Origin of the sequence: Bradyrhizobium sp. YCK136, from assembly GCF_044570075.1 — a bacterium.
Classification (GTDB): domain Bacteria; phylum Pseudomonadota; class Alphaproteobacteria; order Rhizobiales; family Xanthobacteraceae; genus Bradyrhizobium; species Bradyrhizobium diazoefficiens.
The window spans coordinates 5,546,707-5,571,537 of sequence record NZ_CP172424.1 but is presented as its reverse complement, the minus strand read 5'-3'; the positions used below and the strand labels follow the sequence as shown (position 1 = coordinate 5,571,537).

Here is a 24,831-nt window from a genome sequence, read left to right as displayed (position 1 = left end):
GGATGGCGCGCAAGCGCCAGACCCGGAATCTCGAGATTCCGGGTTCGATGCTCCAGGCCGCGCTTCGCGGTCCTGTCGCATCGCCCCGGAATGACAGGGAAGTTTGGATGCGCTCAGCCAAATCAATTTTGATCGCACTTTTAGCGATCGCTTCAATCTCGTCCGCCCACGCCCAATCGCTCCCCGGCGGCTTCGTCTATTTGCGCGACATCGATCCCGGCATCATCCAGGACATCCGCTACGCCACATCGAACAATTTCGTCGGCCGTCCGCTCGCCGGCTACGGCGCCGGCGAGTGCGTGGTGAAGCGGGAGGTGGGGCTGCGGTTGAAGGCGGTCCAGCAGGACCTCGCCGCACAGAACCTGTCGCTCAAGATGTTCGACTGCTACCGGCCGGCGCGGGCCTCGCTCGACATGGTCGCGTGGTCGCAGAACGGCCGCGAGACCGCCGCCGAGCGCCGCTACAATCCCAGGATTGCCAAGACCGAGCTGTTTCGCCTCGGCTACATCGCGAGCCGCTCGCAGCATTCGACGGGGGCGGCGCTCGATCTCACCTTGGTCGATCTCAAGGCCGACAATTCCGGCAAATACGACCCGTCGAAAACCTATGCCGACTGCACGGCGTCGGTCGAGGCGCGGCCGCCGGAGGGCAGCGTGGACATGGGCACCGGCTACGACTGCACGGATACGAAGGGCCATACCGCAGCACCGTCGATCACGCCGGACCAGCGCGCCTGGCGCAAGCGGCTGGTGGCTGCGATGGCCAAGCAAGGCTTTGTGAACTATTCGAAGGAGTGGTGGCATTTTTCCCTGCCGGGGGCAGGCGGGGCGGCCTATGATTTCCCGATCCAGCCGCGGCGGAACTGATTCCGCGCCGGGGAAACAAGATGACTCAGCCCAGCTTCGCAACCCACGAGGTCTTCAACCAGTCGCCGCCGTTTTGGGATGTCGATCTGTTTGCCGTGGACCGGCCGCTGGTCGAGGCGGTCAAGGCCAATGGCGGCGCTGAGGCGGAGCGGGAGCTGTCCGAATTCGGCAAGCATTGGGGCTCGGCCCCGATGGCCGATCGCGGGCGCGTGGCGAACGAGAACACGCCAAAACTGCGCACCTTCGACGCCAAGGGCAATCGCCGCGACCAGGTCGAGTTTCATCCCGCCTATCACGAGCTGATGGCGCACAGCGCCCATGCCGGCGTGCACAATTCGACCTGGACGGCGGAGGGGAAGCCTGCGGGCGATGCCGCCGAGGTCATCCGCGCGGCAAAATTCTACATCGCCTCGCAGGTCGAGACAGGCCATCTCTGTCCAATCACGATGACGCGCGCCTCCGTCGCCGCGCTGGCGATGCAGCCGGATCTTCTGGCGCGCGTGATGCCGGTGCTGGCGACGAAGAGCTACGACCCGACGTTCGCGCCGTGGTGGGACAAGCGCGGCATGACGCTCGGCATGGGCATGACCGAGAAGCAGGGTGGCACCGATGTGCGCGCCAACATGACGAGCGCGGTGCGTGACGGCGACGCCTATCGCATCACCGGCCACAAATGGTTCATGTCGGCGCCGATGTGCGATGCGTTCCTGGTGCTGGCGCAGGCCGACGAGGGGCTGACCTGCTTCTTCATGCCGCGCTTTGCGCCCGACGGGTCCGTCAACGCGATCCAGTTCCAGCGCTTGAAGGACAAGCTCGGCAACCGCTCCAATGCGTCGTCCGAGGTCGAGTTCGCCGGCGCATATGCGCAAGCGGTCGGCGAGGCGGGCAAGGGCATCCGCACCATCATCCAGATGGTGCAGCTGACGCGGCAGGATTGCGCGATCGCCTCCACCGGCCTGATGCGCTCGGGGCTCGCGCATGCGCTGCATCATGCGCGTCACCGCAGCGTGTTCCAGAAGCATCTCGCCGATCAGCCCTTGATGCAGGCGGTGCTGTCGGACATGGCGCTGCATGTGGAGGCGAGCGTCGCCCTGGTGATGCGGCTCTGCCGCGCCTTCGACCGCACCCCGCACGATGCGGCGGAGGCCGCCTATATGCGGCTGCTGACGCCCGCGATCAAATACTGGACCTGCAAGAGCGCGCGTGGCTTCCTCTACGAGGCGATGGAGTGCCTCGGCGGCAACGGCTATGTCGAGGACGGCATCCTGGCACGCCACTATCGGGAGTCGCCGGTCAACGCGATCTGGGAAGGCTCGGGCAACGTGATGTGCCTCGACGTGCTGCGCGCACTGTCGCGCGAGCCGGAGGCGGCGATGGCGGTGCTGCAATCGCTTGCCGCCGAGACCAAGGGTTTGCCGGGCGCAGGCGAGGCGGTCGCCTTCATCGGCAAGACCTTCCGCCGCGCCGACGGCGAGCGCGTCGCGCGGCTCGCGGTCGAGAAGCTGGCGCTGCTTGCCGCGGCCGCCGCGTTGAACGGCATGTCGCCGCGTCATGCTGAACTGTTCGCGGCGACGCGCCTCGCCACAACCCACGCCAGCATGTACGGCGCGGTCGAGCTGGAGAGCGGCGACGTGCGCGCGCTGCTGGAGAGGGCGCTGCCTTGAGCTTTTTGCTTCTTTTTTGCCGTCATTCCGGGGCGATGCGAAGCATCGAACTACGGTGCGCCCTTGCGCACCTTGAGAATCTCGAGATTCCGGGTTCGCCCTTCGGGCGCCCCGGAATGACGGCCATCTCAACGAAAGCCTCCTGATGGATTCCCTCAATCCCGAGCATCCGCCACTGACCATGACGCCCGCGGATCACGCGCCGCGCGTCTGGAGGTTCTTCGGTACGGCGCTGTGGGGCCTTCTCATCTTCGTCGCGATGTTCGTCGGCCAGGTCGGGGCGATCCTGCTGCTGGCCGCGCTGCGCGGCCTTCCGATCGACATGGTCTCGATCCAGTCGGTCGGCCGCGAGCCGGCGGCGCTCGCGCTGTCGGTCATCATGGGCCTGCCGGCGACACTCCTCGCGGTGTGGCTCGCCATCCGTATCAAGAAGGCCTCCTTCGTCGACTATCTCGCGCTGCGCTGGCCGTCCTGGATGCAGCTGCTGTTCGGCGCGGTCGGTCTCATCCTGCTGGTGCTGGCCTGGGAGACGGTGTCGCGGAGCCTCGGCCGCGAGGCGACGCCGGGCTTCATGACCGATCTGTTGAAATCGGGCCGTGACAAGGGCGCGGCCCTGTTGCTGCTGATCGCCTTCAGCGTGGCGGCGCCGATGTCGGAAGAGGTGCTGGCGCGCGGCTTCCTCTTTCGCGGCTGGTCGGCGAGCTTCCTGCGCGTGCCCGGCGCGATCATCCTGTCGTCGCTGGTGTGGACGGTCGTGCATCTGCAATACGACCTGTACTTCCTCGCCGAGGTCTTCACCATCGGCCTGTGGTTCGGCTACATGCGCTATCGCGCCAATTCGCTCTGGCTGACGATCGTGCTGCACGCGCTGAACAACATGACGGCGGTGGTGCTGACGATGTGGCTGGGGGGCTGACGGCGGTTGCCCCACATTCCGTCATTGCGAGCGCAAGCGAAGCAATCCAGAATCTTTCCGCGGAGGGATTCTGGATTGCTTCGTCGCATCAGCGCAAAATTGCTTCGCAATTTTGTCGCGAGCTCCTCGCAATGACGAGGAGAGGGAGGCGCCCACAATGACAAGTTTTAGGCCACCAGCGCGATCGCGACCGGCATCGTGATGGCCGCAAGGATCGTCTGCAGCGTGATGATCTGCGCCAGCAGCGGCGCATCGCCACCCATCTGCCGGGCCAGCACATAGGCGCTGGGTGAGGTCGGCACCGCCGCGCAGATCGCGACGATTGCCAGACTGTTGCCTGATAGCCCGAACCAGGCCGCGAGCGCCAGCGCGAGCACAGGCATCAGGACCAGCTTGAAGGCGACGCCGATCGTCGCGCTCAGGCTGGGACGCAGGAGGCCTTCGAGATGCAGGCCCGCACCGGTCACCAGCAGGCCGATCGCCAGGGATGACCGGCTCAGCGCGTCCGCAACCTCATGCCAGATCTTCGGCAGCGGCAGATGGACGACGTTGATGAAGAGCCCGATTGCGCAGGCCCAGATCAGGGGATTTCGGATCACCGTCATGACGATCGCGCGGGCGGACTGCTTCTCGGGCGATGCATAGTGCGCGAGCACGGCGACGCTGAACACGTTGACCAGCGGGATGATCGCGACCATCGCGACGGATGCCAGCGCCAGCCCGACGTCGCCGAACATGTTGGCGGAGACGGAGAGCGCCACATAGGTCTGCCAGCGCGTCGCGCCCTGGAAGATCGAGGTAAAGGCCGGCCCGTCAATCTCGAGCCGCGCCAGCGCCGGGCGCAGCGCGAGGCACAGCAGCGACATCGTCAGCGCCGGCAGCAAGAGCGCGCCGCCGACGCCGGCGACCGGCACCTTGGAAAGGTCGGCCTTCACCAGCGTCTGGATCAGCAGCATCGGAAACAAAACGAAATAGGTCAGACGCTCCAGCCCGTGCCACTGCGTGTCGAGCCGCATCAGGCTGTGCCGAAGCACCACGCCGAGCACGATGAGGATGAAGACCGGCAGCAGCGCCGCGATCACGACGGCCATGGGGGTCAGCCGTTTCCGGTGCGCAAGTTCGCGAGGCGGTCGAGCGCGCCTTGCAGGATGAAGATCGCGGCGTGCTCGTCGATCACCTCGGCGCGTTTGGCGCGGCTGACATCCATGCCGATCAGCTCGCGTTCGACCGCTGCGGTCGAGAGGCGCTCGTCCCAGAGGCCGATGGGGAGCGTGGTGAGATTGGCGAGGTTGCGGGCGAAGGCGCGGGTCGATTGCGCGCGCGGGCCCTCGCTGCCGTCCATGTTGATGGGCAGGCCAAGCACGAAGCCGACGACCTTGCGCTCAGCGGCGATCGCGAGCAGCCGGGCGGCGTCCTGCTTGAACGCCTTGCGCTGAATGGTCTCGACGCCGGTCGCCAACCGCCGGTCCGGGTTCGACACGGCGACGCCGATCGTCTTGGTGCCCAGATCAAGGCCAACCAGCCCGCCGCGTTCGGGCCAGTGGGTTGCAGCATCGACCAGGGGCAGGATAAGAGCCGGCATGGCATCAGCGCATATCACGCGTCACGCCGTGGAGTGAACCCGGAATATGGATGCGCTGACACTATTCGGCCTGTTTGCCGTCACCGCGATGCTGGTCTGCTATGCGATGGAGGACCGCAGCCACTGGTTCGTGCTGCTGTTCGCGATGTCCTGCGCGCTCGGCTCGGCCTACGGCTTCCTGCAGGGCGCATGGCCGTTCGGGCTGGTCGAGGCGATCTGGGCGGTGGTGGCGCTGCGGCGCTGGTATCTCAGGCCGCGATGACGTCGTCGTCCTTCTTCAGGCAGGCGGCAAAGCCTTGCAGTGCGCTGTACTGATGTCCGGCACTGCGCTGGATGAAGAGTGTCTCGACGCGCGCGTGCGAGGCGCTCAGCGGGTGGATCGACACGCTGCCGTTCATCGCGCTGCGCTCGACCACGGCGCGCGGGAGTAGCGTCACGCCCATGTCGGCGGCGACGCAGCCGATCATGCCGTCGAGCGTGCCGAGCTCAAACCGTGCGGCCGACGGCCAGCCGAACTCGACGAAGATCTGCTCGAGCCGCTGGCGATAGGTGCAGCCGGTGCGGAACACCAGCGCAGTCGGACCTGACTCCGGCGTGCCGGCACGCAGCTCGGCTAGCGAGCTCCAGCGTCGCGCGCTGACCAGCACCAGCTCTTCGCGGAAGGCGCTCGTCGCCGTGAGGTCGGCATGCGCGATGGGACCTGCGACGAAGGCGCCGTCGAGCGTGCCTTCGAGCACGCCAGCGACCAGATCGGCCGTGGTTGCCGTGCGCAAGGAGAGGCGCACGGCGGGGAAGCGGCGGTGGAAATCGGCCAGCAGCGGCGGCAGACGCACGGCGGCTGTCGTTTCCATCGAACCGATCGCCAGCGGCCCTTTCGGCTCGCCATCGTCGCGCGCGGCGAGCACGGCCTCGCGCGATAGCGCGGCCATCCGTTGCGCGTAGGGCAGGAGGCGTTTGCCGGCGCCGGTCAGCGTCATGCCGCGGCTGTGGCGCTCGAACAGCGGCGTGCCGATCTCCGCCTCCAGCGCCTTCACGCGCTGGGTGACGTTTGATTGCACGGTGTTGAGCACTTCGGCGGCGCGAGTGATACCGCCGGTACGCGCGACGGCGGCGAAGGTCTGGATATCGCTGAGTTCCATGGCGTCGTTTCGCTTTTGTGATGGCAGCGTTCGCTACAATTCATTTTTCGAGAATGCTAGTCGCGCTTAGTCTCGCTGTCCAGATCGGGGAGAAGCCATGCCCATTGCGACGCCGCTGACGAGCTTGCTGGAGATCAGGCATCCCATCCTGCTGGCGCCGATGGATGTCGTCGCGGGCAGCCGTCTGGTGGCGGCAGTCAGCCGCGCGGGAGGCTTCGGCATTCTGGGCGGCGGCTATGGCGAGCGGGCGTGGCTGGAGCGGGAGACCGCAAAGCTCTCCGGTCTGCGTGCGCCGTTCGGGATCGGCTTCATCACCTGGAGCCTCGCCAAGCGGCCCGAGCTGCTCGACATCGCGCTCGCCGCAAAGCCGTCTGCGATCATGCTGTCCTTCGGCGATCCCGCGCCGTTCGCACCGAAGATCAGATCCGTGGGCGCGCGCCTGATCTGCCAGGTGCAGGACGAGGCGATGGCGCGGCAGGCGCTCGACGCCGGCGCCGATATCCTGATCGCGCAGGGCACGGAGGCGGGCGGTCACGGCGCGTCACGGACCAGCATCGATCTCGTGCCTGCCATCGTCGATCTCGCGGCGGGCCGTGTGCCTGTGGTGGCGGCCGGCGGCATCGCGGACGGGCGGGGTCTCGCCGCCATGATGATGCTGGGCGCGAGCGGCGTGCTGCTCGGCACGCGCTTCTATGCGAGCCAGGAAGCCGACGGCGCCGAGGAGGCCAAGCGGCGCATTTGCGCGGCGAGCAGCGGCTCGACCGTGCGCGGCATCATCTTCGACCTGTCGCGCAACAATGTCTGGCCGGCGCCCTTCACGGGAAGGTGTCTGCTCAACGACCACGCCAGGCGCTGGATCGGCCGCGAGGTCGAGATGATGCAGAATGTCGCCGCAGTCGCGGCGGACTATGCGGTGGCGAAAGCGGCCGACAATTTCGATGTCGCCGCCGTGATCGCGGGCGAGGCGGTCGGACTGATCCATGATATTCCGCCGGCGGCCGAGATCGTCGAGCGGATTGCGACCGAGGCGGAGCAGTCGCTTGCCGGACGGCGTAACTCCGTCGCGTCCGTCGCCTGAACTGAGAGAGACACACCATGTGGCCTGACCGTCGACTGATCGACCTCTTCAAGACCGAATTCCCGATCGTGCTGGCGCCGATGGCCGGCGTGATGGATGCGGAGCTGGTGATCGCCGCCGCGCAAGGCGGGGCGCTTGGGTCGCTGCCCTGCGCGATGCTATCGGCGGAGAAGGCGCGCGAACAGGTTGGTCTCATCCGCCAGCGCGTGAAGGCGCCGGTCAACATGAACTTCTTCTGTCACACGCCGGTCGATCTCACGCCGGAGGCCGAAGCGCGCTGGAAGCAGCGGCTCGCCGGTTACTACCGGGAGCATGGCCTCGATCCGGCGGCGCCCATTAGCGCCGCGAACCGGGCTCCGTTCGATGCGGCCTTTTGCGAAGTCGTCGAGGAGCTGAAGCCGGACGTCGTCAGCTTCCATTTCGGCCTGCCGGAGCAGGAGCTGCTCAAGCGCGTCAAGGCGGCCGGCTCTCTCGTCATCTCGTCCGCCACGACGGTGAAGGAAGCCGTCTGGCTCGAGCGGCACGGCGCCGACGCCGTGATCGCGCAAGGCGCCGAGGCCGGCGGCCATCGCGGCATGTTCCTGACCGACAAGATCGCCGAGCAGCCCGGCACCTTCGCGCTGGTGCCGCAGGTCGCCGATGCCGTGAAGGTGCCGGTCATCGCGGCTGGTGGCATCGCCGACGGGCGCGGCATCGCCGCCGCCTTCGCGCTCGGCGCCTCCGGCGTGCAGATCGGCAGCGCCTATCTGCGTTGCCCGGAATCCAAGGTGAGTGCGGCGGGCCGCGCTGCGCTGGCCGAGGGGCGGGACGATTCCACCGTCATCACCAATGTCATGACCGGCCGGCCGGCGCGCGGGGTGCAGAACCGCCTGATGCGCGAGGCCGGGCCGATCTCGCCGGATGCACCGCCGTTTCCCCATGCGGCGACCGCGCTGGGGCCGCTCAAGGCCGCCGCCGAAAAGCAGGGCAGGGTGGATTTCACCAATCTCTGGGCCGGCCAGGCCATCGCCCTCGGCCGTGAGCTCCCTGCCGCCGAATTGACCCGGGATCTGGCCAAATCGGCCCTGGCGCGCATGAAGGCGCTCGCTGGATAGGCGGGAAGCCCCGGTTGCGGCGCAAAACCGGCCTCTGCTATACGGCACATAGGTTTTGCCGTGAGAGGCCTTATATAATGTCCGTCGACGCCGCTACCGTCCGCCGCATCGCGCATCTGGCGCGCATCGCGGTTTCCGAGGGCGAGGTTCCGCATCTGCAGGGCGAGCTCAACGCCATGCTCGCCTTCGTCGAGCAGCTCTCGGAGGTCAATGTCGAGGGCGTGGAGGCCATGACCTCGGTCACCCCGATGCAGATGAAGAAGCGGCAGGACGTGGTCAATGACGGCGAGATCGCGGACGATATCGTTGCCAACGCGCCCGCGACCGAAGGCCACTTCTTCCTGGTGCCGAAGGTCGTCGAGTAATTTTTAGGACGTGGTCCGATGTGCCTGCTTTGCGACGATGAGAAGGCCTACCAGGCCTATATGAACTATCTCGACAAGATGGAGCGGCAGGGCAAGGCTGCCGACCCCAATGTCGCCGTCAATGCCGTGCTCGACGAGATCGAGGCGGCTGCGAAAGCGGCCGCCAAGAAAGACGACCCGGCCAACGACAAGACCCTGTCTCCATTCTTCTGCAGCCCGATCAATAAATGACCGATTTGACATCGCTGACGCTCGCCGAGGCCCGCAAGGGTCTCGCGGCCAAGACTTTCACGTCACTCGAGCTGACCGACGCGCATCTGTCCGCGATCGAAGCCGCGCGCGTGCTCAATGCCTTCGTGATGGAGACGCCGGACCGCGCGCGCGATATGGCGCGCGAGGCGGATGGCAAGATCGCCAAGGGCGATGCCGGCCCGCTCGCCGGCATCCCGCTCGGCATCAAGGACCTGTTCGCGACCAAGGGCGTGCGCACCACGGCCTGCTCGAAGATCCTCGGCAATTTCGTGCCGACCTACGAGTCCACCGTGACCTCGCAGCTCTGGCGCGACGGCGCGGTGATGCTCGGCAAGCTCAACAATGACGAGTTCGCGATGGGCTCGGCGAACGAGACCTCGTGCTTCGGTCCCGTCGGCAATCCCTGGCGGCGTGAAGGCTCCAACACCACGCTGGTGCCGGGCGGCTCGTCCGGCGGCTCGGCCTCGGCCGTGGCGGCGCTGCTGTGCATGGGCGCGACCGCGACCGACACCGGCGGCTCGATCCGCCAGCCGGCGGCGTTCACCGCGACCGTCGGCATCAAGCCGACCTATGGCCGCTGCTCGCGCTGGGGCATCGTCGCCTTTGCCTCCTCGCTCGACCAGGCAGGTCCGATCGCGCGCAGCGTGCGCGACAGCGCGATGCTGCTGCGCTCGATGGCCGGCCACGATCCGAAGGACACGACGTCCGTCGATATTCCCGTGCCGGACTATGAGGCCGCGATCGGCAAGTCCGTGAAGGGCATCAGGATCGGCATCCCCAAGGAGTACCGTCTCGACGGCATGCCGGCCGAGATCGAGAAGCTGTGGAGCGAGGGCGCGGCGTGGCTCAAGGCCGCCGGCGCCGAGCTCGTCGAGGTGTCGCTGCCGCACACGAAGTACGCGCTGCCGGCCTATTACATCGTGGCGCCGGCGGAGGCGTCCTCCAACCTCGCGCGCTATGACGGCGTGCGCTACGGCCTGCGCGAGCAGGGCAAGAACATCATCGAGCTGTACGAGAACACCCGCGCCGAAGGTTTTGGCGCGGAGGTGCGCCGCCGCGTCATGATCGGCACCTATGTGCTCTCGGCCGGCTATTACGATGCCTATTATCTGCGCGCCCAGAAGGTCCGCACGCTGATCAAGAAGGATTTCGAGGATTGCTTCGCCAAGGGCGTCAACGCGATCCTGACGCCTGCGACGCCGTCGGCGGCCTTCGGCATCGGCGAGAAGGGCGGCGCCGACCCGGTCGAGATGTATCTCAACGACATCTTCACGGTGACGGTGAACATGGCGGGGCTGCCCGGCATCGCCGTGCCCGCCGGCAAGGACGCACAGGGCCTGCCGCTCGGCCTGCAACTGATCGGCCGTCCCTTCGACGAGGAGACGCTGTTCTCGCTCGGCGAAGTGATCGAGCAGGCCGCCGGCCGCTTCACGCCCGCGAGGTGGTGGTGAATGTCGCAGCGTTCATCGCGAGCCTCGACGGCGCGGCGCCGGCGCCGGACCTGAACGCGCCGCTCACAGGTCTCTGGTGGGCCGCCAAGGGCGACTGGGACCGGGCGCACAAGATCGTTCAGGACGAGAGCAGCCGCGAGGCGGCCTGGGTGCACGCCTATCTGCACCGCGTCGAAGGCGATCTCGGCAATGCCGGCTACTGGTATCGCCAGGCCGGACAGGTCGCGGCAAAGGATTCATTGGAAGCGGAGTGGCAGCGGATCGCTGTCACGCTGCTCGGGAGCAAGACATGAGCACGGCCACGCACAAGCTTCTCAAAGGCGCCACCGGCGATTGGGAGATGGTCATCGGCATGGAGATCCACGCCCAGGTGACGTCGAACTCAAAGCTGTTCTCGGGCGCGTCCACCGCGTTCGGCGGCGAGCCGAACAGCCACGTGTCGCTGGTCGATGTTGCGATGCCGGGCATGCTGCCCGTCATCAACGAGGAATGCGTCAGGCAGGCTGTCCGGACCGGGCTTGGTCTCAACGCAAAGATCAATCTGCGTTCGGTGTTCGATCGCAAAAACTATTTCTATCCGGACCTGCCGCAGGGCTACCAGATCAGCCAGTACAAGTCGCCGGTGGTGGGCGAAGGTGAGGTGCTGGTCGAGCTCGACGGCGGCCGCAGCGTCAGCATCGGCATCGAGCGCCTGCATATCGAGCAGGATCCCGGCAAAATGCTGCACGACCAGTCGCCGTCGCTGTCCCTCATCGACTTCAACCGCTGTGGCGTGGCGCTGATGGAGATTGTCTCAAAACCGGACATCCGCGACGCCGAGCAGGCCAAGGCCTATGTCACCAAGCTGCGCTCGATCATGCGCTACCTCGGCACCTGTGACGGCGACATGGAGAAGGGAAATCTGCGCGCCGACGTCAACGTCTCCGTGCGCAAGCCCGGCGGGCCACTCGGCACCCGCTGCGAAATCAAGAACATGAACTCGATCAACTTCATCGGCCAGGCGATCGAGTATGAAGCGCGGCGCCAGATCGAGATCCTCGAGGACGGTGGGCAGATCGAGCAGGAGACGCGTCGGTTCGACCCCGACAAGGGCCAGACGCGGTCGATGCGGTCGAAGGAAGAGGCGCACGACTACCGCTACTTCCCCGATCCCGACCTGCTGCCGCTGGAGTTCAGCCAGGAGTTCGTCGACGAGCTGAAGGCGAAGCTGCCCGAGCTGCCGGACCAGAAGAAGACGCGCTTCGTCGCCGATTTCGGCCTGTCAGCCTACGACGCGAGCGTGCTGGTCGCCGAGCGCGAGAGCGCGGTGTTCTACGAGACCGTGCTCGACAAGCTCGGCGACCGCGCGCGCGACGGCAAGATGGCGGCGAACTGGGTAATCAACGAGCTGTTCGGCCGTCTCAACAAGGAAGGCCGGGATATTACGGGCTCTCCCGTCACCGCCGAGCAGCTGGCTGCGATCATCGATCTGATCGGCGAGGGCACGATCTCCGGCAAGATCGCCAAGGATCTGTTCGAGATCGTCTGGCAGGAGGGCGGCGATCCCCGCGCACTGGTCGAAAGCCGCGGCATGAAGCAGGTCACCGACATCTCGGCGATCGAGAAGGTGGTCGACGACATCATCGCGGCCAATCCCGACAAGGCCGCGCAGGTCAAGGACAAGCCGCAGTCGCTCGGCTGGTTCGTCGGCCAGGTCATGAAGGCGTCCGGCGGCAAGGCCAACCCGCAAAGCGTCAACGAGCTGCTCAAGTCCAAGCTCGGCATCTAGCCTCACGCGTTCGGACGAGGTGACGGACATGCTTCGTCACCTCGCTATGGGTTCGCGATGCGACGCTCGCGCGCGTCCTCGGCGGCAATCTTCATCCCGACGACTGCGATGCGGCGACCGAATCGCCGTCACGCGATTCGCGCAAAACGGCGGCTTGCACGCGCTCCGACGAGCGCTCGCGCCGTTAAGCATGAAAATATTTTCGTTGCCAAAAACTGCGACTCAGAGTCCGCGAAACGCCTTCGCGGGGCCATCCTGCGCGTCGCGACGCGCGTCATCGCGTCGATCACGCGCAATGCGTGAGTGCAGGAAAATACTTTCTGCATAGTGTTTTCTTGCAATCATTACTCTCGCAAACATCGATGATGCGCCCACTCTCCGCGATCGGACGAACACGTCATGCAGTGTGCTTGCATCGCGCTCGCCAAGCGCACGCGCCTTGCTGCGTCAACACTTCTTTAAGCGAGAAGCTGTTTTTTTCGTCGTGTTGGTGTATTCGGGATGAGTGTGCATTCGATCCCCGACTGCATGCAGCGATTAAAGCCATCTCACACATCGGAGGGCAACATGGCCAAGAAAGCGAAGAAGGCGAAGAAGGCGAAGAGCGCAGTGAAGAAGACTGCGAAGAAGACCCGCAAGGTCGCGAAGAAGAAGAAGTAACTTCGACTTCTGAAGTTGCCGGCTCCCAGAGAGCCGGCACGTCATCAGCGCCTCCCAGAGGTTCTGGTCGACGATAGAGGGTGTCGGCGAGACATCAGGTCAACGGTCGGATCGCTCTTTTCGCGGTCCGGCAGAAGAAACGAGTTTTCTTCGTTCGGTGCGGTGCCGGTTCTCCGGTTCTGCAATTTCACAAGCGGCCTTCGGGTCAACGTGAAATCTGGTCCTGACGTGTTCGCCGACGCCCTCGTTCTCTGAGGCCGGGGTATTGCCGGCATTCCCTTTCCATACATTGCTGGTCTGGTCGTGGCGTGACCGCGCCGCCGCTGAGCGCTGCCTCGGGGCAGGCGAGGGCTGCGGCTTTGTCGTTGCGCGACGTCCGTGCGCCGTTTTCCCTATTTGCAGTGCCATCGCCCGGCGGCGACCGGTGCGTCGCGGCTTCTCGATGGATGGGGCGCCCGCCTGCCGCCTTCGCTGAAGCTTCGGCGTTCCAGGACCGCAAGCCCCGGCAGTGCCTTGGCGTAGCCGGGTCATGGGTGACGACAGGAAGTGGCGGAGTGTACGCCACAGCGCCCCGCCACCGCGCGCGATGGTTATCGTTGTCCGAAAATCGCAGGGTAAACCGAATCTGTTGAATCGCAGAAGTGCCCGTCAAATGGGGACTTTTGGCATTCTGCGCGCGGCCGCGGTCAAGGCGCGTTTACGTCTGCTTCATCGCGATACTTAAACTGCCATTCAAATTTGCCCGCCATCATCGCTTCCAACAAGCCGGCAAACGGCCTGGGCAAGAAGACTTGGGGAAGAGTTGAGCAGCGCATGATCCCAGAAGGGATCACGCAAATCAGAGTTGGACGGGAGCCGCGCTCGGGGGAACGAGGCGGCATAAGAAAACAGGGGATGCGTTATGTTTCAGGGTACTTTCGATCTGGAGACCGCAACGCCGATCGACGCGAGCGCGCTGTCGGACGTGCTGTTCGAGCGCGGGATCTATTGGGCGAGCGGCCGCGCCGGCCTCGTCGATCTCGTCGCCGCGCACAAATGGTTCAACCTCGCCGCCCTGAAGGGCCGCAAGGACGCCGTGGCGCTGCGCCAGGAAGTTGCCGGACAGATGTCGGACGCCGAGATCTCGGCCGCACAGCGCGACGCGAGGGCGTGGGTTTCCACCCACTAGAGCCATTTCTGTTCCGATGGCATCGGAACAGGGCTCTGGTGTCTTGTTCTGAGATGTTTTCCCGACGCGAACCGGTATCCGCTTCGCTTGAAAAACGCTTTGAGCGGCGGATCGCAGCCGGCCCCGTGTTTCCACGGGCGCGCCTGGTTGCGCTGAATCAAGTTCCTTCGTCGTGACGCCGCCTAGACCCGCGCGGCATGAGCGCTGCCGACACGAATGGACAATGGCTGCCGATTCAGATCGCGCCCGACGATTGCGATCTGGAACTCGGACGGCCGCACAAGACGGGCATCGTGCCCTGGACCTTTCCATGCCGGCGCAGGTCCGGCGTCTGGTTCAACGTCTGGGCCGACGAGCCGGTGCTGATTTCGCCCTCGCATTGGCGAATCTGGCGGTCCGGCCGCTAGGTGCGGACACACATAATATAGGGAGAGCGAGAATCGGGCTGAGCTCAGCCGCGCGGATCCCTGCACCAAGCTTTGTCCGGCGCGGCGATCGCTTTCAGGTGAAAGAACGGCAGGCCTTGATTCTGCTGCTGGGTGGCGGAGAGGGAGGGATTCGAACCCTCGATACAGCTTGAGACCGTATGACGCTTTAGCAAAGCGTTGCCTTCAGCCACTCGGCCACCTCTCCGGTGCGAGCCTTATGCATCTAATTACTTGGGCCGGTCAATTTGGAAGCGTGTGTTTTCGCTCGAATATTCCCAGCGATCTTCGAAACGAAGCAGCCTGGGGGCTCGGGGGGCGAACCGACACGGCATCCGAATCGTCTGGTGCCCTGTAGCAGGGAAGTCCATTCTCGGATGATTGGAGCCATTCTGGCTCAAGTGACTGAAATAACTTGTGAATTTATTCTTTATGCGTGCCGGCAGCCCGACTGGGGTCTCGCCGTTTCCGCCAGAACATAAATGACGTGCGTTCGCAGCCTTCGATAAGCCTCTGTAAATACGTGATTTTCTGCGTGCAGCTGTTCGGCCCGGGCCAGCACGCGGTCCGCCCCAGCCCATCAATCTCCAGCATGATGCGCCTGCCGGCCCACGCGCGCCCGTCCTCTTGCGCTAGATCAACCTCTCCATCGCAAGGACCCCCAAGACTTCGGTTCCGTTTAGACGGGAGCTGGACATGTGTAGCGATAATCGTCGTCTCGCCACCGGAGCAATCCCGGCCACCCAGCCCTGGGCGCCGATGAAGCTGCCGACGCTTCGGACCGCTTTCTGCCTGTTGGCGGTATTTGCACCATCATTCGAATTGCTGCCCGCCAGTGCCCAGCAAGCTCAACAGCCAGCCGCCGCCTCCGTCGGCGTAATCGTCGCCGAGCGCAAGCCGGTAAAACGAACGATCGATCTGGTCGGTCGCATCGAAGCGATCGAGCGAGTGGAAGTGCGGGCGCGGATCACGGGATATCTTGAAAAGGTCTCGTTCCAGGAAGGCGCTCTGGTCAAGGCAGGAGCGCCGCTTTACTCAATCGAAAAAGGGCTGTTCGAGGCCGCAGTAGATCAGGCCCAAGGCGTGCTGAATAAAGACAAGGCAGCGAAGACCCTGAGCGAGGTGCAGCTGCAGCGTGCCGAGGAATTGCTGGCAAAGCAGGCGGGCACGCAGGTGGCCCGTGACCAGGCGCTGGCTGCGGACCAGGCGGCCGCAGGTGCGCTGCTCGTGGACGAGGCCAATCTGAAAACTGCGCAAATCAATCTGGATTATACGGAAATTACGTCGCCGATCGCCGGCAAGATCGGCAAGACGAATATCACCAAAGGCAACGTGGTAAGCCCACAGACCGGCATCTTGACGACCATCGTAAGCCAAGATCCGATCTATGTTTCCTTCCCGGTCAGCGTCAGGGAATTTCTTGCAGCGCAAAAGGAAGGCCGCGACGTCGATGTCGTCGGCATCAAGGCCTATGTGTTCTTCTCCGACGGCACTGCCTACAGCCAGCCGGGTAAGATCAATTTCGTCAATGTGATCGTCGACCGCGGCACGGATACGATTCTTGCACGCGCATCATTTCCCAATCCCGACGGCGTGCTCGTGGATGGTCAGCTCGTCAGAGTTGGGCTGGAAAGCGGCTCCGCCCAGGAAAGGCTCCTCATCCCGCAAGCGGCGCTGATTTCGGATCAGGAGGGCATCTATGTCTTGATCGTGGAGGACGGGAAAGCAGCGGTCCGACGTGTCAAACTCGGCGGGACCAGCGGCACGGGTGTGATCGTGGAGGTGGGCCTGACGGGCGGCGAGCAGGTCATCGTGGAGGGAATTCAGGGGATTCGCGGCGGCAGTCCCGTACACGCTCAGCCAGCCTCCACCAGCCGGAGCTGAGCCATGCTGTCTGCGATTTTCGTCGACCGCCCGCGGCTTGCAATCGTCATTGCAATCGTGACGACCATCGCCGGCGCAATCTCGTTTGTCGCCATGCCGGTGGCACAATATCCGGACATCGTGCCGCCTCAGGTCTCGGTGACCACCCAATATCCCGGGGCCAGCGGCGCCATTGTAGACGCCACCGTCGCGCAGCCGATCGAGGCGCAGGTGGTTGGCGTCGACAAAATGATCTACATGAAAAGCACCAGCGGCGACGACGGAAGCTACACGCTGACCGCCTCCTTCGAGCTCGGCACCAATCCTGACATCAATACCGTCAACATCAACAATCGCGTGCAGACCGCGCTGTCGTCGCTGCCGTCGGAGGTCCAGAAGCAGGGTATCAGCGTCAAGAAGAAATCGACGGCCATTCTCGCGGTCGTGACCCTGTACCCGCCCAAGCATACGCACGATCCGCTGTTTCTATCGAATTATGCCACCATCAACCTTCTCGATCAGATCAAGAGCACGAACGGCGTCGGGGATGCCTATCTTTTTGCGCCCCAGGACTACGCCATGCGTGCATGGGTCAAGACCGATCGACTGACCGGCCTCGACCTGACGACCGCCGATATCATCAACGCCGTCCAGTCGCAAAACGTGCAGGCAGCCGTAGGCCGGATCGGGGCGCGTCCGATCTTCAATGATCAGCAATTGCAGCTGAACATTCAAACGAAGGGCCGCCTCGCTTCCGTCTCCGACTTCGAGAATATCGTCGTCCGCACCAATCCGGATGGATCGGTCCTGAGGCTTCGCGACGTGGCCCAGGTCGAACTCGGCGCCGCCAACCTCGACCGCGATACCAGGTTCAACGGACAGAACGCGGCGGCAATTGTCGTTTATCAAACGCCGGGCGGCAACGCGATCGACACGGTCGCGGCAGTTCGAAAGAAGCTTGCAGAGCTCGAGAAGCGCTTTCCCGAAGACCTGTCGTGGAAGGTGACCTACGATCCAACGATCTTCGTCACCGATACCCTGCACGAGGTCAAAAAGACCCTGGTCGAGGCGTTCATTCTCGTCGTCATCGTGGTGTTCCTGTTTCTGGGCAGCGTTCGAGCGACGCTGATTCCGACATTGGCGGTTCCGGTCAGCCTCATCGGCGCGTTCATTGCGCTGAACGCCGTGGGATACTCGGCAAACACCGTCTCGCTGCTCGCCATCGTGCTTGCCATCGGAATTGTGGTCGACGATGCGATCGTCGTCGTCGAAAACGTCGAACGCGTCATGGAGGAGCGGCCTGAACTGTCGCCCGCGGATGCGACCAAGCAGGCGATGCGGGAGATTACGGCGCCGATCATTGCGATCACTCTCGTCCTTCTATCGGTGTTTGTTCCCATCGCGTTCATACCGGGGATTTCCGGCGAGCTGTTTCGCCAGTTCGCGGTGACGGTTGCGGTATCCATGCTGCTGTCCGCGATCAATGCGCTCACGCTGTCGCCAGCGCTTTGCGCCGTATTTCTGCGACCTCATCATGGTCCCAGACGCGGGCTCATCGGATGGACGATGCGAACGATCGACCGCGTCCGGGACGGATACGGAGCCATCGTCGCGCGTCTCGTCCATTTTTCGATAGTCGGAATTGCCATGGTCGCCGTCGCCGGCGCCGCTACCTTTGGCATTGCCAGGCAAACTCCGACGGGATTTGTCCCCGAAGATGATCAGGGCGCCATTTTTATCATTGCCCAGTTGCCCGGCGGCGCCTCGGTCGGGCGCACCTCAGAAGTTCTGCGTCGGGCCGAAGACATCATCAAACAGGATCCGGCCGTTGAAGACTATACCAGCATCATCGGCCTGAATTTCATCGACAGCTACTCGCAAGCGAACGCCGGTTTCATGGTGGTCACCTTCAAGCCTTTCGAGGAGCGCAAGAAAGGCGAGCTTGGCGCGCGCGAGACCATCGCGCGGTTGCGAGGGAAGCTTCGTGCCATCGAAGGAGGCGTCGTCGTGCCGTTGGCCCCGTCGCCGATCGTAGGCCTCGGCACCGGAGGCGGCTTCACCTATGTCCTCGAAGACCTGCGAGGTGGCGATCCGGCAGCCCTCGCGCAGGCTCTTCGCGGCCTCGTCGTGGCGGCCAACGCGGAGCCGCGCTTGAGGGGAGTGTTCAGCACATTCTCCGCTGACAATCCTTCGATCTTTCTGGAGATCGATCGCGACAAGGTCCAGATTCTCGGCGTGCAGCTCAAGGACGTGTTTCAGGCGTTGCAGGCGTCGCTTGGCGGCTATTTCATCAACAACATGAACCTTTACGGCCGCACTTGGCAGGTCCAGGTTCAGGCAGACGCCGCCGACCGTTCGACCATCACGGACATTTACCGCATCAATGTCCGTAATGCGGAAGGACAGATGATCCCGCTGCGCAGCCTCGTCGAAACGCGCGTTGCGCTTGGGCCGCCTGCAATCATTCGCTACAACAATCTTCGCGCAGTGACAATTCAGGGCACGCCGGCGTCTGGCGTGTCGTCCGGCCAAGCGTTGAAGGTGTTTGAGGACGTTGCTGCCAGGACACTGCCACAAGGTTACGCCGGCGAGTGGACGGACACAGCGTTCCAGGAAAAGCGCGCCGAAGGAAAGACCGGCATCATCCTCGGCTTCGCTGTGTTGTTCGCCTATCTCTTCCTGGTCGCACTCTATGAAAGCTGGACCATCCCGGTCCCGGTCTTGTTGTCGGTTACGATAGCGGTTTTGGGTTCGTTCAGCGCAATCCTGCTCAGCGGCCTGACACTCGATCTCTACGGGCAGATCGGGATGGTCGTGCTGATCGGACTGGCCGCCAAGAACGGCATTTTGATCGTCGAGTTCGCGAAGGAGAAGCGCGAGCATGGCATACCGCTGCTCGAGGCAGCCGCGGAAGGAGCACGCTTGCGCTTCCGCCCGGTGATGATGACGTCGTTTGCCTTCATCCTCGGTCTCTATCCGCTCGTGGTCGCATCAGGCGCCTCGGAGCTTGCACGACGCGGCGTAGGCACCCCGGTTTTCGGCGGTATGATTCTGGCCTCGTTCGTGGGCATCTTCGCGATCCCTCCGCTTTACGTCATGTTCCAGGCCATCCGAGAGCGATTGCGGCCGGGCGCAAAGAAGAAGCCCGAAGCTTTGCCAGCCAACGAGATTTCAACGGACAATGTCGCGGCCGAATGAGGTCGCTTCCACGATGGAGCTCTTTTCATGATCAATATTCGCAACATTCAGGTCCTTACTGTCGCGATCGTGATGGCCTCCAGCCCGGCATCGGCCATAGGCGACAACCTGCTGGCGGGCAGTCCCTTCGAGACCTACCAGGCTTCTGCGAAGGCACAGATGGCGTATGCCGGCTGGACGCTCTTCATCGCGGGGTCTGCGACAGGGAACCAATCCAAGATCTAAGAAGGCGATCGGCGGCAGCGCCGCTTACGACTTCGCGGCCTTTGGGCTCCCCGGACTGAGCACCGGTGCCTGGTACAGCCAGGGTTGGGGAGCCCTGAATCCGGTGACCAATGTCGCGATTCCCGACCGTCGAGAACTGGATGTATGGCTGCAGTATCGGCCGACCGAGGGGCCGCTGAAAGGCCTGCGACTGAAGACCCAATACTCAAACGTTTGGCAACAGGGGAACGTGCGCCCGACGCAGCAAGAATTCCGCTTGATCGCCGATTACACGGTGCTTTTCAGGCCGGAACCGTCGGTCGAAGCACTAGGGCAATCACCTTCTTCCCAACCCGGATCAGGCGTGGTGCCACTGGACAGGCTCGCATTGCCCCGATGCGGAACGATTTAGGCGGAGCTTTGATGACGGGCGCGATCGCTGCCGGGCTCGTCGCACCGGTTTTGCATCGTCAAGGAGGCTGAGTACCCTCCCGCCCGAGCCCGAAAATCGCAAGTCATCGAAAACGCTTAGTGATGCGACTTGGGGCGCGGGGCCACGGTGTGCAGCACCTGACTGCTTCGAGGGCGATCGGTCTAGCCGCAACTCATCTCTATCGAAGAAAATGCCATGCCCTCTTGGTGCCGACGCCTTCCGAATGCGCTCGCGGAGGGGAGGCTGTGTCTTCCCGTTGAGTCTTCTTCTGATTCCACGATTCGAGGGCGCCGAAACCTCGTTGGAGACGAACTCCCTGTAGCGGTGCCTCATGTGGGGAACTTTGAAGGCAAATGGAATCGCTTAAAAAACATCAATGTAAACAATATGTTACAGGGGCGATCCGATCACATCTGCGTGTTATTTGTGCAACACCCGTCGGAAAACGCGCTTCATAGGCCCGTTCCGGAGCGTTCTGTTGTTGTGTGTGCAAGGACGTTCGGTAATTGTGACTGAGCGACGAAGGGGGGCATCCCGAGGTCGTCCCGTTTTAGGTGGTTCGCTTAAGTAGACCATCGTTACGAGGATGCGTTGATTTTCAACGTCTTTTCGCGGGTAGCTCAAACGGCTTTGTACGAGGATTTGTACGGGGCCTCAACTTGGAGGTTTAACATGAAGTTCAAGGGCCTTTTGCTCGGTTCTGCGGCAGCACTGCTCGCCGTGGGCGGGGCACAAGCGGCTGATCTTCCCGTAAAGGCCAAGGCGGTCGAATACGTGAAGATCTGCTCGCTCTACGGTGCGGGTTTCTACTACATCCCCGGCACCGACACCTGCATCAAGCTGGGTGGTTATCTGCGCGCTGAAGTCGGTTTGAACACGAACAGCATCTACGGCTCCCAGATCGCCTCTCCCGCGGCCGCGCGCAACCGCCTGAGCAACTACTACACCGCTCGCGCTCGTGAAGACCTCAACATCGACACGCGCACCGCGACCGAGTACGGCGTCGTCCGTACCTTCTTCGATGCGACGTTCTCCTGGACGACAGGCGGCTATCAGGGCACCGGCTCCGCGTTCGGTGGCACCGCCTATACCAGTACGCTGGCCCTCAACACCGCTGGTGCGACCCCGGCGCTGGTCGGTTCGTCGATCAACCCGACTGACGGCGGCACCTCGGGCGGCTCGCTCGGCGTGTACTATGCCTTCATCCAGTTCGCCGGCTTCACCATGGGTAAGGCCGTGTCGCAGTTCGACGCGCCTTGGACCAACTATCCCGGCAACAACTTCGACGGTCTCGTCGGCGGTTCCGGTACGGTCACTGGTGTCAACCAGTTCAGCTACACCGCTGACTTCGGTCAGGGCGTGACGGCGGCGTTCTCGGCTGAAGATAGGGCGGCCTATTACGATGCTGGCAACTTCAACCTTAGCTCCGCGGCTGCTTCTGGTGCTGCTGCTATCGCCGGTCTGACCACTGGTGCGGTTGGCGCCAACGCCATCGGCGGCACCCGTTCGCCGAACCTCGTCGGTATGGTCCGTGTCGACCAGGCTTGGGGTCTCTTCCAGGCGTCGGTTGCTGCGCATGACAACCACGTTGCCTACTACGGCCCAACCGAGCCGTTCGGCCACCCCGACGACAAGTGGGGTTGGGCTGTTCAGCTGGCCCTGTCGATCAAGAACATCCCGACTGGCGCGGGTGACGTGATCAACATTTCGGGCGTCTACACCGACGGCGCGACCCGCTACAACTTCCAGAACCTCGCGGGTAGCACGTTCCTTATGTACGGCACCTCGAGCATTGCCTACGGCAGCGTCGCTGCAGTTACCGCTCCGGACACCGTGTTTGTGAACGGCGGCCAGCAGGAAACCGTCAAGACCTGGGGTTTCCGTGGTGCCTACACGCACAACTGGGATCCCTATTGGAACACCGCGATCTACGGTGCTTACGCCCAGGCTCAGTTCGGCAGTGGTGCGAAGACCTTCCTCTGCGGCCCGGCTGGCGTCTTCTCGTCAGTTGCAGGCGTGACCTCGTGCAATCCTGACTTCAACATCGGTCAGGTTGGCTTGATCACCCGCTGGACCCCGGTCAAGAACCTTACGTTCTCGGCCGACTTTACCTGGACCCATGTCGACCAGAAGTATGCTGGTGTCATTGCTGGTGGCAACAACTTCCCGGTCGCCAAGCCGGCCGCCACCTACGAGCTGAAGGATCAGGACAGCCTGACCCTGCTGCTCCGCGCTCAGCGCAACTGGTAAGTTCGGTCTAACGACCTGACCTCCAAGGGCCCTCGGCGGGAAACTGCCGAGGGTTTCTTTGTTTTTCAGATGGCGAAGCTATGGCTCGCGGTCCGTCTGACCGCCCGCGGCGGCCGGAGGTGGTTGGACAGATCTAGATCGAATTTTTTGATTGCGGAGGTTCAGTCAGTCTAGTCTGGGCGAGCGCCTTGAAGCTGGCCGTTCCGCAGTGGATTATCCTCGTGACCATTGCCGAGGCCCAAAATGGTCCCGGTTGCCGAAGCGTTGCGCGTACATTCCACATTCGTCGTCCACTAATGAAGACATTTGGTTCGTTCAAAGGAATAGCTCAAGCAAGAGCACGCCAAAGGCCCTCAGAGAGTTCGGCCATGTGGCAAAGAGCAGGGACGCCGTAAGTACTGCCATCAAGAAGGACAGAGGAGGCGGCGACGTTACATCGATAGAGCTGATGCAGCAGCTTGAGCGCTCTCTGGATGGGGTCACATGATCATCTTCCCCTTTGGCTTCTATACCTTGGAAGGCAAGCGCCCGATCTATGTGGGTAACGACATAGAAGCGCAGAAGACCGCGCGGGCGTGGATTGAGGCGCCCCGTGGGTCGGTCAAAATCCCCCGGGTATGGTCACTTGAAACTCCCCCACCTGATGATCGCCGTCAGCGCCGCTGAACAGCAGTAGCCGGTCAGGCAGGACGTTTATGTTCGACCCCTTTAGCCAGCAAGGGGCCGGGGAGTTGAACGTCTTGAAGCGACATCTGCAAAGCACCGTACTTACATTACTTGATCGCAACACCAGCCAGCGCGAGATTCACCGGCTGACGGGTGTCGATCGCAAGACGATCCGGCGTTATCAGGCGCTGCGGGCCGGTGCGGAGGCAAATTCCCCCGGGGAAGTGACCACCGGCTCGGTGAGCGCGGACGGCCAAATTCCTCCACCCCGACCACCGGCTTTTGGGACATCGGAAGCGACGGTCACCAGCAGCCTGGCCCGTTCGGCTTGCGAAGCGCATCGGACGTGGATCGAAGAACAGGTCCGGCTGAAGCGGAACGCGCAGGCGATTTACCAGGACCTGGTTGATCAATTTGGCTTTCCGTCCAGCTACCAGAGTGTCAAGCGGTTTGTGCGCCGGTTGCGGCACGCTGATCCTGAGCAGTTTGATCGTCTTGAGTTCCTCCCCGGCGAGGAAGCTCAGGTCGACTATGGCGAGGGCGCGCCGACGGTTGATCCGAAGAGCGGGCGGTACCGTCGTCCCCGCCTGTTCGTGATGACGCTACGCTACTCGCGGCGCAGCTTCCGGCGGGTAGTCTGGAAGTCCAGCCAACAAGTCTGGGCGCAGCTCCACGAAGAGGCGTTCCGGTATTTTGGCGGGGTCCCCAGCTATGTCGTGCTCGACAACCTGAAGGAAGGCGTCCTCAAGCCGGATTTGTACGAGCCCCAGCTCAACCCGATTTACAGCGCGATGCTGGCTCATTACGCCGTGGTCGCCGATCCCGCGCGCGTGGCCGATCCAAATCGGAAAGGATGCGTCGAGAATGCGATTCAACATACCCAGGGCACTGCGCTGGCCGGACGGCGCTTCGAGACGCTGGAGGCGCAAAACGAGTTCTTGAGGCACTGGGAGGAGAACTGGGCTTCCAAACGCATCCACGGCAGCACGCGCCGTCAGGTCGAGGCGATGTTCCAGGAAGAGAAGCCGCACCTGCGGCCGCTGCCTGTCGCTCCCTTCCGCATCTTCACCGAAGTCGTCCGGACTGTCTGCGACGACACCACCGTACGCGTCGACAACAGCTATTACGCCGCGCGGCCCGCGCCGATCGGCAGCCAGGTCGTCGTGCGCATCTACACCACCACGATCGAGATCCGTGATCGCCACACCCGTGCGCTGCTGCGTGTTCATTCCCGGATGGCGCACCCCGGTTCTGTCGTCCTGCCGACCAGCGAACGGCCGTTCAACCCGTCGCGGCAAACCGCCGTGCTGCTGGCGAGCGCCGAGCGCATCGGACCGCAGACCAGGGCCTTGTGCCAGCAGGTGTTCGACACCGAAGGGCGCCCCGGACAGCGCGCGATGTGGGGCATTGTCGGGCTGGGCCGGAAGTATCCGGCGCGGCTGGTCGAGCAGGCCTGCGCGCACGCCATCGACAACCGCATCTACCGCTACAAGCACGTGCGTGCGACCGTCGAGCGGTTGTTCGAACAGGCGATCGAGCAGGTTGGAGTGACGCCACAGCCGGCATCGCCGCTCACCCAGGATCATCCGCTGATCCGTACCCCCGCGGAATACGGCGACCTCTTCAGCCGCGCTGTGCGGCGCGACGCCGACGACAATGGTCGGCAGGCCGAGGCTCACGACGATCACGCCACGGCAATCCGCGCTCGTGTCGCCTGCGCAACCCCGGCCAACTCCGGCGCCACGAGCGCTCCCGCTGCACCTTCTCACCTTAAACTGGAGACCTAGCC

At 63.6% G+C, this 24,831-nt stretch carries 23 protein-coding genes and 1 tRNA gene; 20 read left to right on the top strand and 4 right to left on the bottom strand.

Features of this window, described 5'->3' with window-relative positions; translation table 11 throughout:
- Positions 1–107: 107 nt before the first annotated feature.
- From ACFLEY_RS27200 to ACFLEY_RS27190, 3 genes are all read left to right on the top strand, one after another.
- Positions 108–866: a M15 family metallopeptidase gene (locus tag ACFLEY_RS27200; protein WP_039185230.1), complete on the top strand. Its 759-nt coding sequence runs from the start codon at positions 108–110 to the stop codon at positions 864–866.
- A gap of 20 nt (positions 867–886) precedes the next feature.
- The gene (locus tag ACFLEY_RS27195; protein ID WP_060912501.1) at positions 887–2,530 is read left to right on the top strand and encodes an acyl-CoA dehydrogenase family protein; all 1,644 of its coding nucleotides are present in this window, start codon (positions 887–889) and stop codon (positions 2,528–2,530) included.
- Positions 2,531–2,675: 145 nt separating this feature from the next.
- On the top strand, positions 2,676–3,446 hold the full coding sequence (locus ACFLEY_RS27190; RefSeq protein WP_060912500.1) for a CPBP family intramembrane glutamic endopeptidase: 771 nt from the start codon (positions 2,676–2,678) through the stop codon (positions 3,444–3,446).
- Positions 3,447–3,613: 167 nt separating this feature from the next.
- On the opposite strand, the gene ACFLEY_RS27185 is transcribed toward ACFLEY_RS27190, so the two are convergent.
- Positions 3,614–4,537 carry an AEC family transporter gene (locus ACFLEY_RS27185; protein ID WP_060912499.1) on the bottom strand — a complete coding sequence of 308 codons (924 nt, stop codon included), beginning with the start codon at positions 4,535–4,537 and terminating at the stop codon, positions 3,614–3,616.
- Between the two features lie 5 nt (positions 4,538–4,542).
- Positions 4,543–5,028, bottom strand: coding sequence for a Holliday junction resolvase RuvX (ruvX, locus tag ACFLEY_RS27180; RefSeq protein ID WP_028171591.1), 486 nt, complete (start codon positions 5,026–5,028; stop codon positions 4,543–4,545).
- Positions 5,029–5,074: 46 nt separating this feature from the next.
- Between ruvX and ACFLEY_RS27175 the strand changes: the two genes are divergently transcribed.
- Positions 5,075–5,290, top strand: coding sequence for a hypothetical protein (locus tag ACFLEY_RS27175; protein WP_028171592.1), 216 nt, complete (start codon positions 5,075–5,077; stop codon positions 5,288–5,290).
- Here ACFLEY_RS27175 and ACFLEY_RS27170 read toward each other — a convergent pair.
- The gene (locus ACFLEY_RS27170; RefSeq protein ID WP_060912498.1) at positions 5,277–6,167 is read right to left on the bottom strand and encodes a LysR family transcriptional regulator; all 891 of its coding nucleotides are present in this window, start codon (positions 6,165–6,167) and stop codon (positions 5,277–5,279) included. The two genes, ACFLEY_RS27175 and ACFLEY_RS27170, sit on opposite strands and share 14 nt — an antisense overlap.
- A gap of 97 nt (positions 6,168–6,264) precedes the next feature.
- Here ACFLEY_RS27170 and ACFLEY_RS27165 point away from each other — a divergent pair, with 97 nt between their 5' ends.
- From ACFLEY_RS27165 to ACFLEY_RS27125, 9 genes are all read left to right on the top strand, one after another.
- A complete protein-coding gene (locus ACFLEY_RS27165; RefSeq protein WP_060912497.1) occupies positions 6,265–7,245 on the top strand; it encodes a nitronate monooxygenase family protein in 981 nt (326 codons plus the stop codon).
- A 17-nt stretch (positions 7,246–7,262) separates the two neighbouring features.
- The gene (locus tag ACFLEY_RS27160) at positions 7,263–8,339 is read left to right on the top strand and encodes a nitronate monooxygenase family protein (protein WP_011087851.1); all 1,077 of its coding nucleotides are present in this window, start codon (positions 7,263–7,265) and stop codon (positions 8,337–8,339) included.
- 77 nt (positions 8,340–8,416) lie between these two features.
- On the top strand, positions 8,417–8,704 hold the full coding sequence (gene gatC, locus ACFLEY_RS27155) for an Asp-tRNA(Asn)/Glu-tRNA(Gln) amidotransferase subunit GatC (protein ID WP_011087850.1): 288 nt from the start codon (positions 8,417–8,419) through the stop codon (positions 8,702–8,704).
- A gap of 18 nt (positions 8,705–8,722) precedes the next feature.
- On the top strand, positions 8,723–8,935 hold the full coding sequence (locus ACFLEY_RS27150; RefSeq protein ID WP_027547180.1) for a hypothetical protein: 213 nt from the start codon (positions 8,723–8,725) through the stop codon (positions 8,933–8,935).
- Positions 8,932–10,407 (top strand): Asp-tRNA(Asn)/Glu-tRNA(Gln) amidotransferase subunit GatA, encoded by a 1,476-nt coding sequence (gene gatA, locus ACFLEY_RS27145; RefSeq protein ID WP_028171596.1) that lies wholly within the window; start codon positions 8,932–8,934, stop codon positions 10,405–10,407. Before ACFLEY_RS27150 ends, gatA begins: the two co-directional genes overlap by 4 nt.
- The gene (locus ACFLEY_RS27140) at positions 10,398–10,700 is read left to right on the top strand and encodes a hypothetical protein (RefSeq protein WP_011087848.1); all 303 of its coding nucleotides are present in this window, start codon (positions 10,398–10,400) and stop codon (positions 10,698–10,700) included. Before gatA ends, ACFLEY_RS27140 begins: the two co-directional genes overlap by 10 nt.
- Positions 10,697–12,175: an Asp-tRNA(Asn)/Glu-tRNA(Gln) amidotransferase subunit GatB gene (gene gatB, locus ACFLEY_RS27135; RefSeq protein WP_060912496.1), complete on the top strand. Its 1,479-nt coding sequence runs from the start codon at positions 10,697–10,699 to the stop codon at positions 12,173–12,175. Before ACFLEY_RS27140 ends, gatB begins: the two co-directional genes overlap by 4 nt.
- A gap of 1,561 nt (positions 12,176–13,736) precedes the next feature.
- Positions 13,737–14,003: a hypothetical protein gene (locus ACFLEY_RS27130; RefSeq protein ID WP_028171599.1), complete on the top strand. Its 267-nt coding sequence runs from the start codon at positions 13,737–13,739 to the stop codon at positions 14,001–14,003.
- A gap of 197 nt (positions 14,004–14,200) precedes the next feature.
- The gene (locus tag ACFLEY_RS27125; protein ID WP_011087842.1) at positions 14,201–14,410 is read left to right on the top strand and encodes a hypothetical protein; all 210 of its coding nucleotides are present in this window, start codon (positions 14,201–14,203) and stop codon (positions 14,408–14,410) included.
- A 133-nt stretch (positions 14,411–14,543) separates the two neighbouring features.
- Here ACFLEY_RS27125 and ACFLEY_RS27120 read toward each other — a convergent pair.
- Positions 14,544–14,636: transfer RNA gene (locus ACFLEY_RS27120), tRNA-Ser, on the bottom strand.
- 488 nt (positions 14,637–15,124) lie between these two features.
- Here ACFLEY_RS27120 and ACFLEY_RS27115 point away from each other — a divergent pair.
- From ACFLEY_RS27115 to istA, 7 genes are all read left to right on the top strand, one after another.
- Positions 15,125–16,312, top strand: coding sequence for an efflux RND transporter periplasmic adaptor subunit (locus tag ACFLEY_RS27115; protein ID WP_211434074.1), 1,188 nt, complete (start codon positions 15,125–15,127; stop codon positions 16,310–16,312).
- A gap of 3 nt (positions 16,313–16,315) precedes the next feature.
- The gene (locus ACFLEY_RS27110; RefSeq protein ID WP_060912494.1) at positions 16,316–19,489 is read left to right on the top strand and encodes an efflux RND transporter permease subunit; all 3,174 of its coding nucleotides are present in this window, start codon (positions 16,316–16,318) and stop codon (positions 19,487–19,489) included.
- A gap of 27 nt (positions 19,490–19,516) precedes the next feature.
- Positions 19,517–19,714 carry a hypothetical protein gene (locus tag ACFLEY_RS27105; protein ID WP_211434076.1) on the top strand — a complete coding sequence of 66 codons (198 nt, stop codon included), beginning with the start codon at positions 19,517–19,519 and terminating at the stop codon, positions 19,712–19,714.
- Positions 19,656–20,105 carry an OprD family outer membrane porin gene (locus tag ACFLEY_RS27100; protein ID WP_211434075.1) on the top strand — a complete coding sequence of 150 codons (450 nt, stop codon included), beginning with the start codon at positions 19,656–19,658 and terminating at the stop codon, positions 20,103–20,105. Before ACFLEY_RS27105 ends, ACFLEY_RS27100 begins: the two co-directional genes overlap by 59 nt.
- 693 nt (positions 20,106–20,798) lie before the next feature.
- Positions 20,799–22,376, top strand: a complete 1,578-nt coding sequence (locus tag ACFLEY_RS27095; RefSeq protein ID WP_396604253.1) for a porin — start codon at positions 20,799–20,801, stop codon at positions 22,374–22,376.
- Positions 22,377–22,859: 483 nt separating this feature from the next.
- Entirely contained in the window at positions 22,860–23,042 is a 183-nt protein-coding gene (locus tag ACFLEY_RS27090; protein ID WP_129557632.1) for a hypothetical protein, read from the top strand.
- A 29-nt stretch (positions 23,043–23,071) separates the two neighbouring features.
- Positions 23,072–24,829, top strand: a complete 1,758-nt coding sequence (gene istA / locus ACFLEY_RS27085; protein ID WP_100214066.1) for an IS21-like element IS1631 family transposase — start codon at positions 23,072–23,074, stop codon at positions 24,827–24,829.
- The last annotated feature ends 2 nt before the right edge of the window (positions 24,830–24,831 follow it).

Bases quoted from the DNA above. Each gene is read 5' to 3' on its own strand.
- ACFLEY_RS27190 (WP_060912500.1), top strand. From the start codon at position 2,676: ATGGATTCCCTCAATCCCGAGCATCCGCCACTGACCATGACGCCCGCG.
- ACFLEY_RS27170 (WP_060912498.1), bottom strand. From the start codon at position 6,167: ATGGAACTCAGCGATATCCAGACCTTCGCCGCCGTCGCGCGTACCGGC.
- ruvX (WP_028171591.1), bottom strand. From the start codon at position 5,028: ATGCCGGCTCTTATCCTGCCCCTGGTCGATGCTGCAACCCACTGGCCC.
- ACFLEY_RS27195 (WP_060912501.1), top strand. From the start codon at position 887: ATGACTCAGCCCAGCTTCGCAACCCACGAGGTCTTCAACCAGTCGCCG.
- ACFLEY_RS27165 (WP_060912497.1), top strand. From the start codon at position 6,265: ATGCCCATTGCGACGCCGCTGACGAGCTTGCTGGAGATCAGGCATCCC.
- ACFLEY_RS27090 (WP_129557632.1), top strand. From the start codon at position 22,860: ATGATCATCTTCCCCTTTGGCTTCTATACCTTGGAAGGCAAGCGCCCG.
- ACFLEY_RS27130 (WP_028171599.1), top strand. From the start codon at position 13,737: ATGTTTCAGGGTACTTTCGATCTGGAGACCGCAACGCCGATCGACGCG.
- ACFLEY_RS27150 (WP_027547180.1), top strand. From the start codon at position 8,723: ATGTGCCTGCTTTGCGACGATGAGAAGGCCTACCAGGCCTATATGAAC.
- ACFLEY_RS27125 (WP_011087842.1), top strand. From the start codon at position 14,201: ATGAGCGCTGCCGACACGAATGGACAATGGCTGCCGATTCAGATCGCG.
- ACFLEY_RS27105 (WP_211434076.1), top strand. From the start codon at position 19,517: ATGATCAATATTCGCAACATTCAGGTCCTTACTGTCGCGATCGTGATG.
- ACFLEY_RS27160 (WP_011087851.1), top strand. From the start codon at position 7,263: ATGTGGCCTGACCGTCGACTGATCGACCTCTTCAAGACCGAATTCCCG.
- gatB (WP_060912496.1), top strand. From the start codon at position 10,697: ATGAGCACGGCCACGCACAAGCTTCTCAAAGGCGCCACCGGCGATTGG.
- istA (WP_100214066.1), top strand. From the start codon at position 23,072: ATGTTCGACCCCTTTAGCCAGCAAGGGGCCGGGGAGTTGAACGTCTTG.
- ACFLEY_RS27185 (WP_060912499.1), bottom strand. From the start codon at position 4,537: ATGGCCGTCGTGATCGCGGCGCTGCTGCCGGTCTTCATCCTCATCGTG.
- ACFLEY_RS27095 (WP_396604253.1), top strand. From the start codon at position 20,799: ATGAAGTTCAAGGGCCTTTTGCTCGGTTCTGCGGCAGCACTGCTCGCC.
- ACFLEY_RS27175 (WP_028171592.1), top strand. From the start codon at position 5,075: ATGGATGCGCTGACACTATTCGGCCTGTTTGCCGTCACCGCGATGCTG.
- ACFLEY_RS27115 (WP_211434074.1), top strand. From the start codon at position 15,125: ATGTGTAGCGATAATCGTCGTCTCGCCACCGGAGCAATCCCGGCCACC.
- ACFLEY_RS27110 (WP_060912494.1), top strand. From the start codon at position 16,316: ATGCTGTCTGCGATTTTCGTCGACCGCCCGCGGCTTGCAATCGTCATT.
- ACFLEY_RS27100 (WP_211434075.1), top strand. From the start codon at position 19,656: ATGCCGGCTGGACGCTCTTCATCGCGGGGTCTGCGACAGGGAACCAAT.
- ACFLEY_RS27200 (WP_039185230.1), top strand. From the start codon at position 108: ATGCGCTCAGCCAAATCAATTTTGATCGCACTTTTAGCGATCGCTTCA.
- gatC (WP_011087850.1), top strand. From the start codon at position 8,417: ATGTCCGTCGACGCCGCTACCGTCCGCCGCATCGCGCATCTGGCGCGC.
- gatA (WP_028171596.1), top strand. From the start codon at position 8,932: ATGACCGATTTGACATCGCTGACGCTCGCCGAGGCCCGCAAGGGTCTC.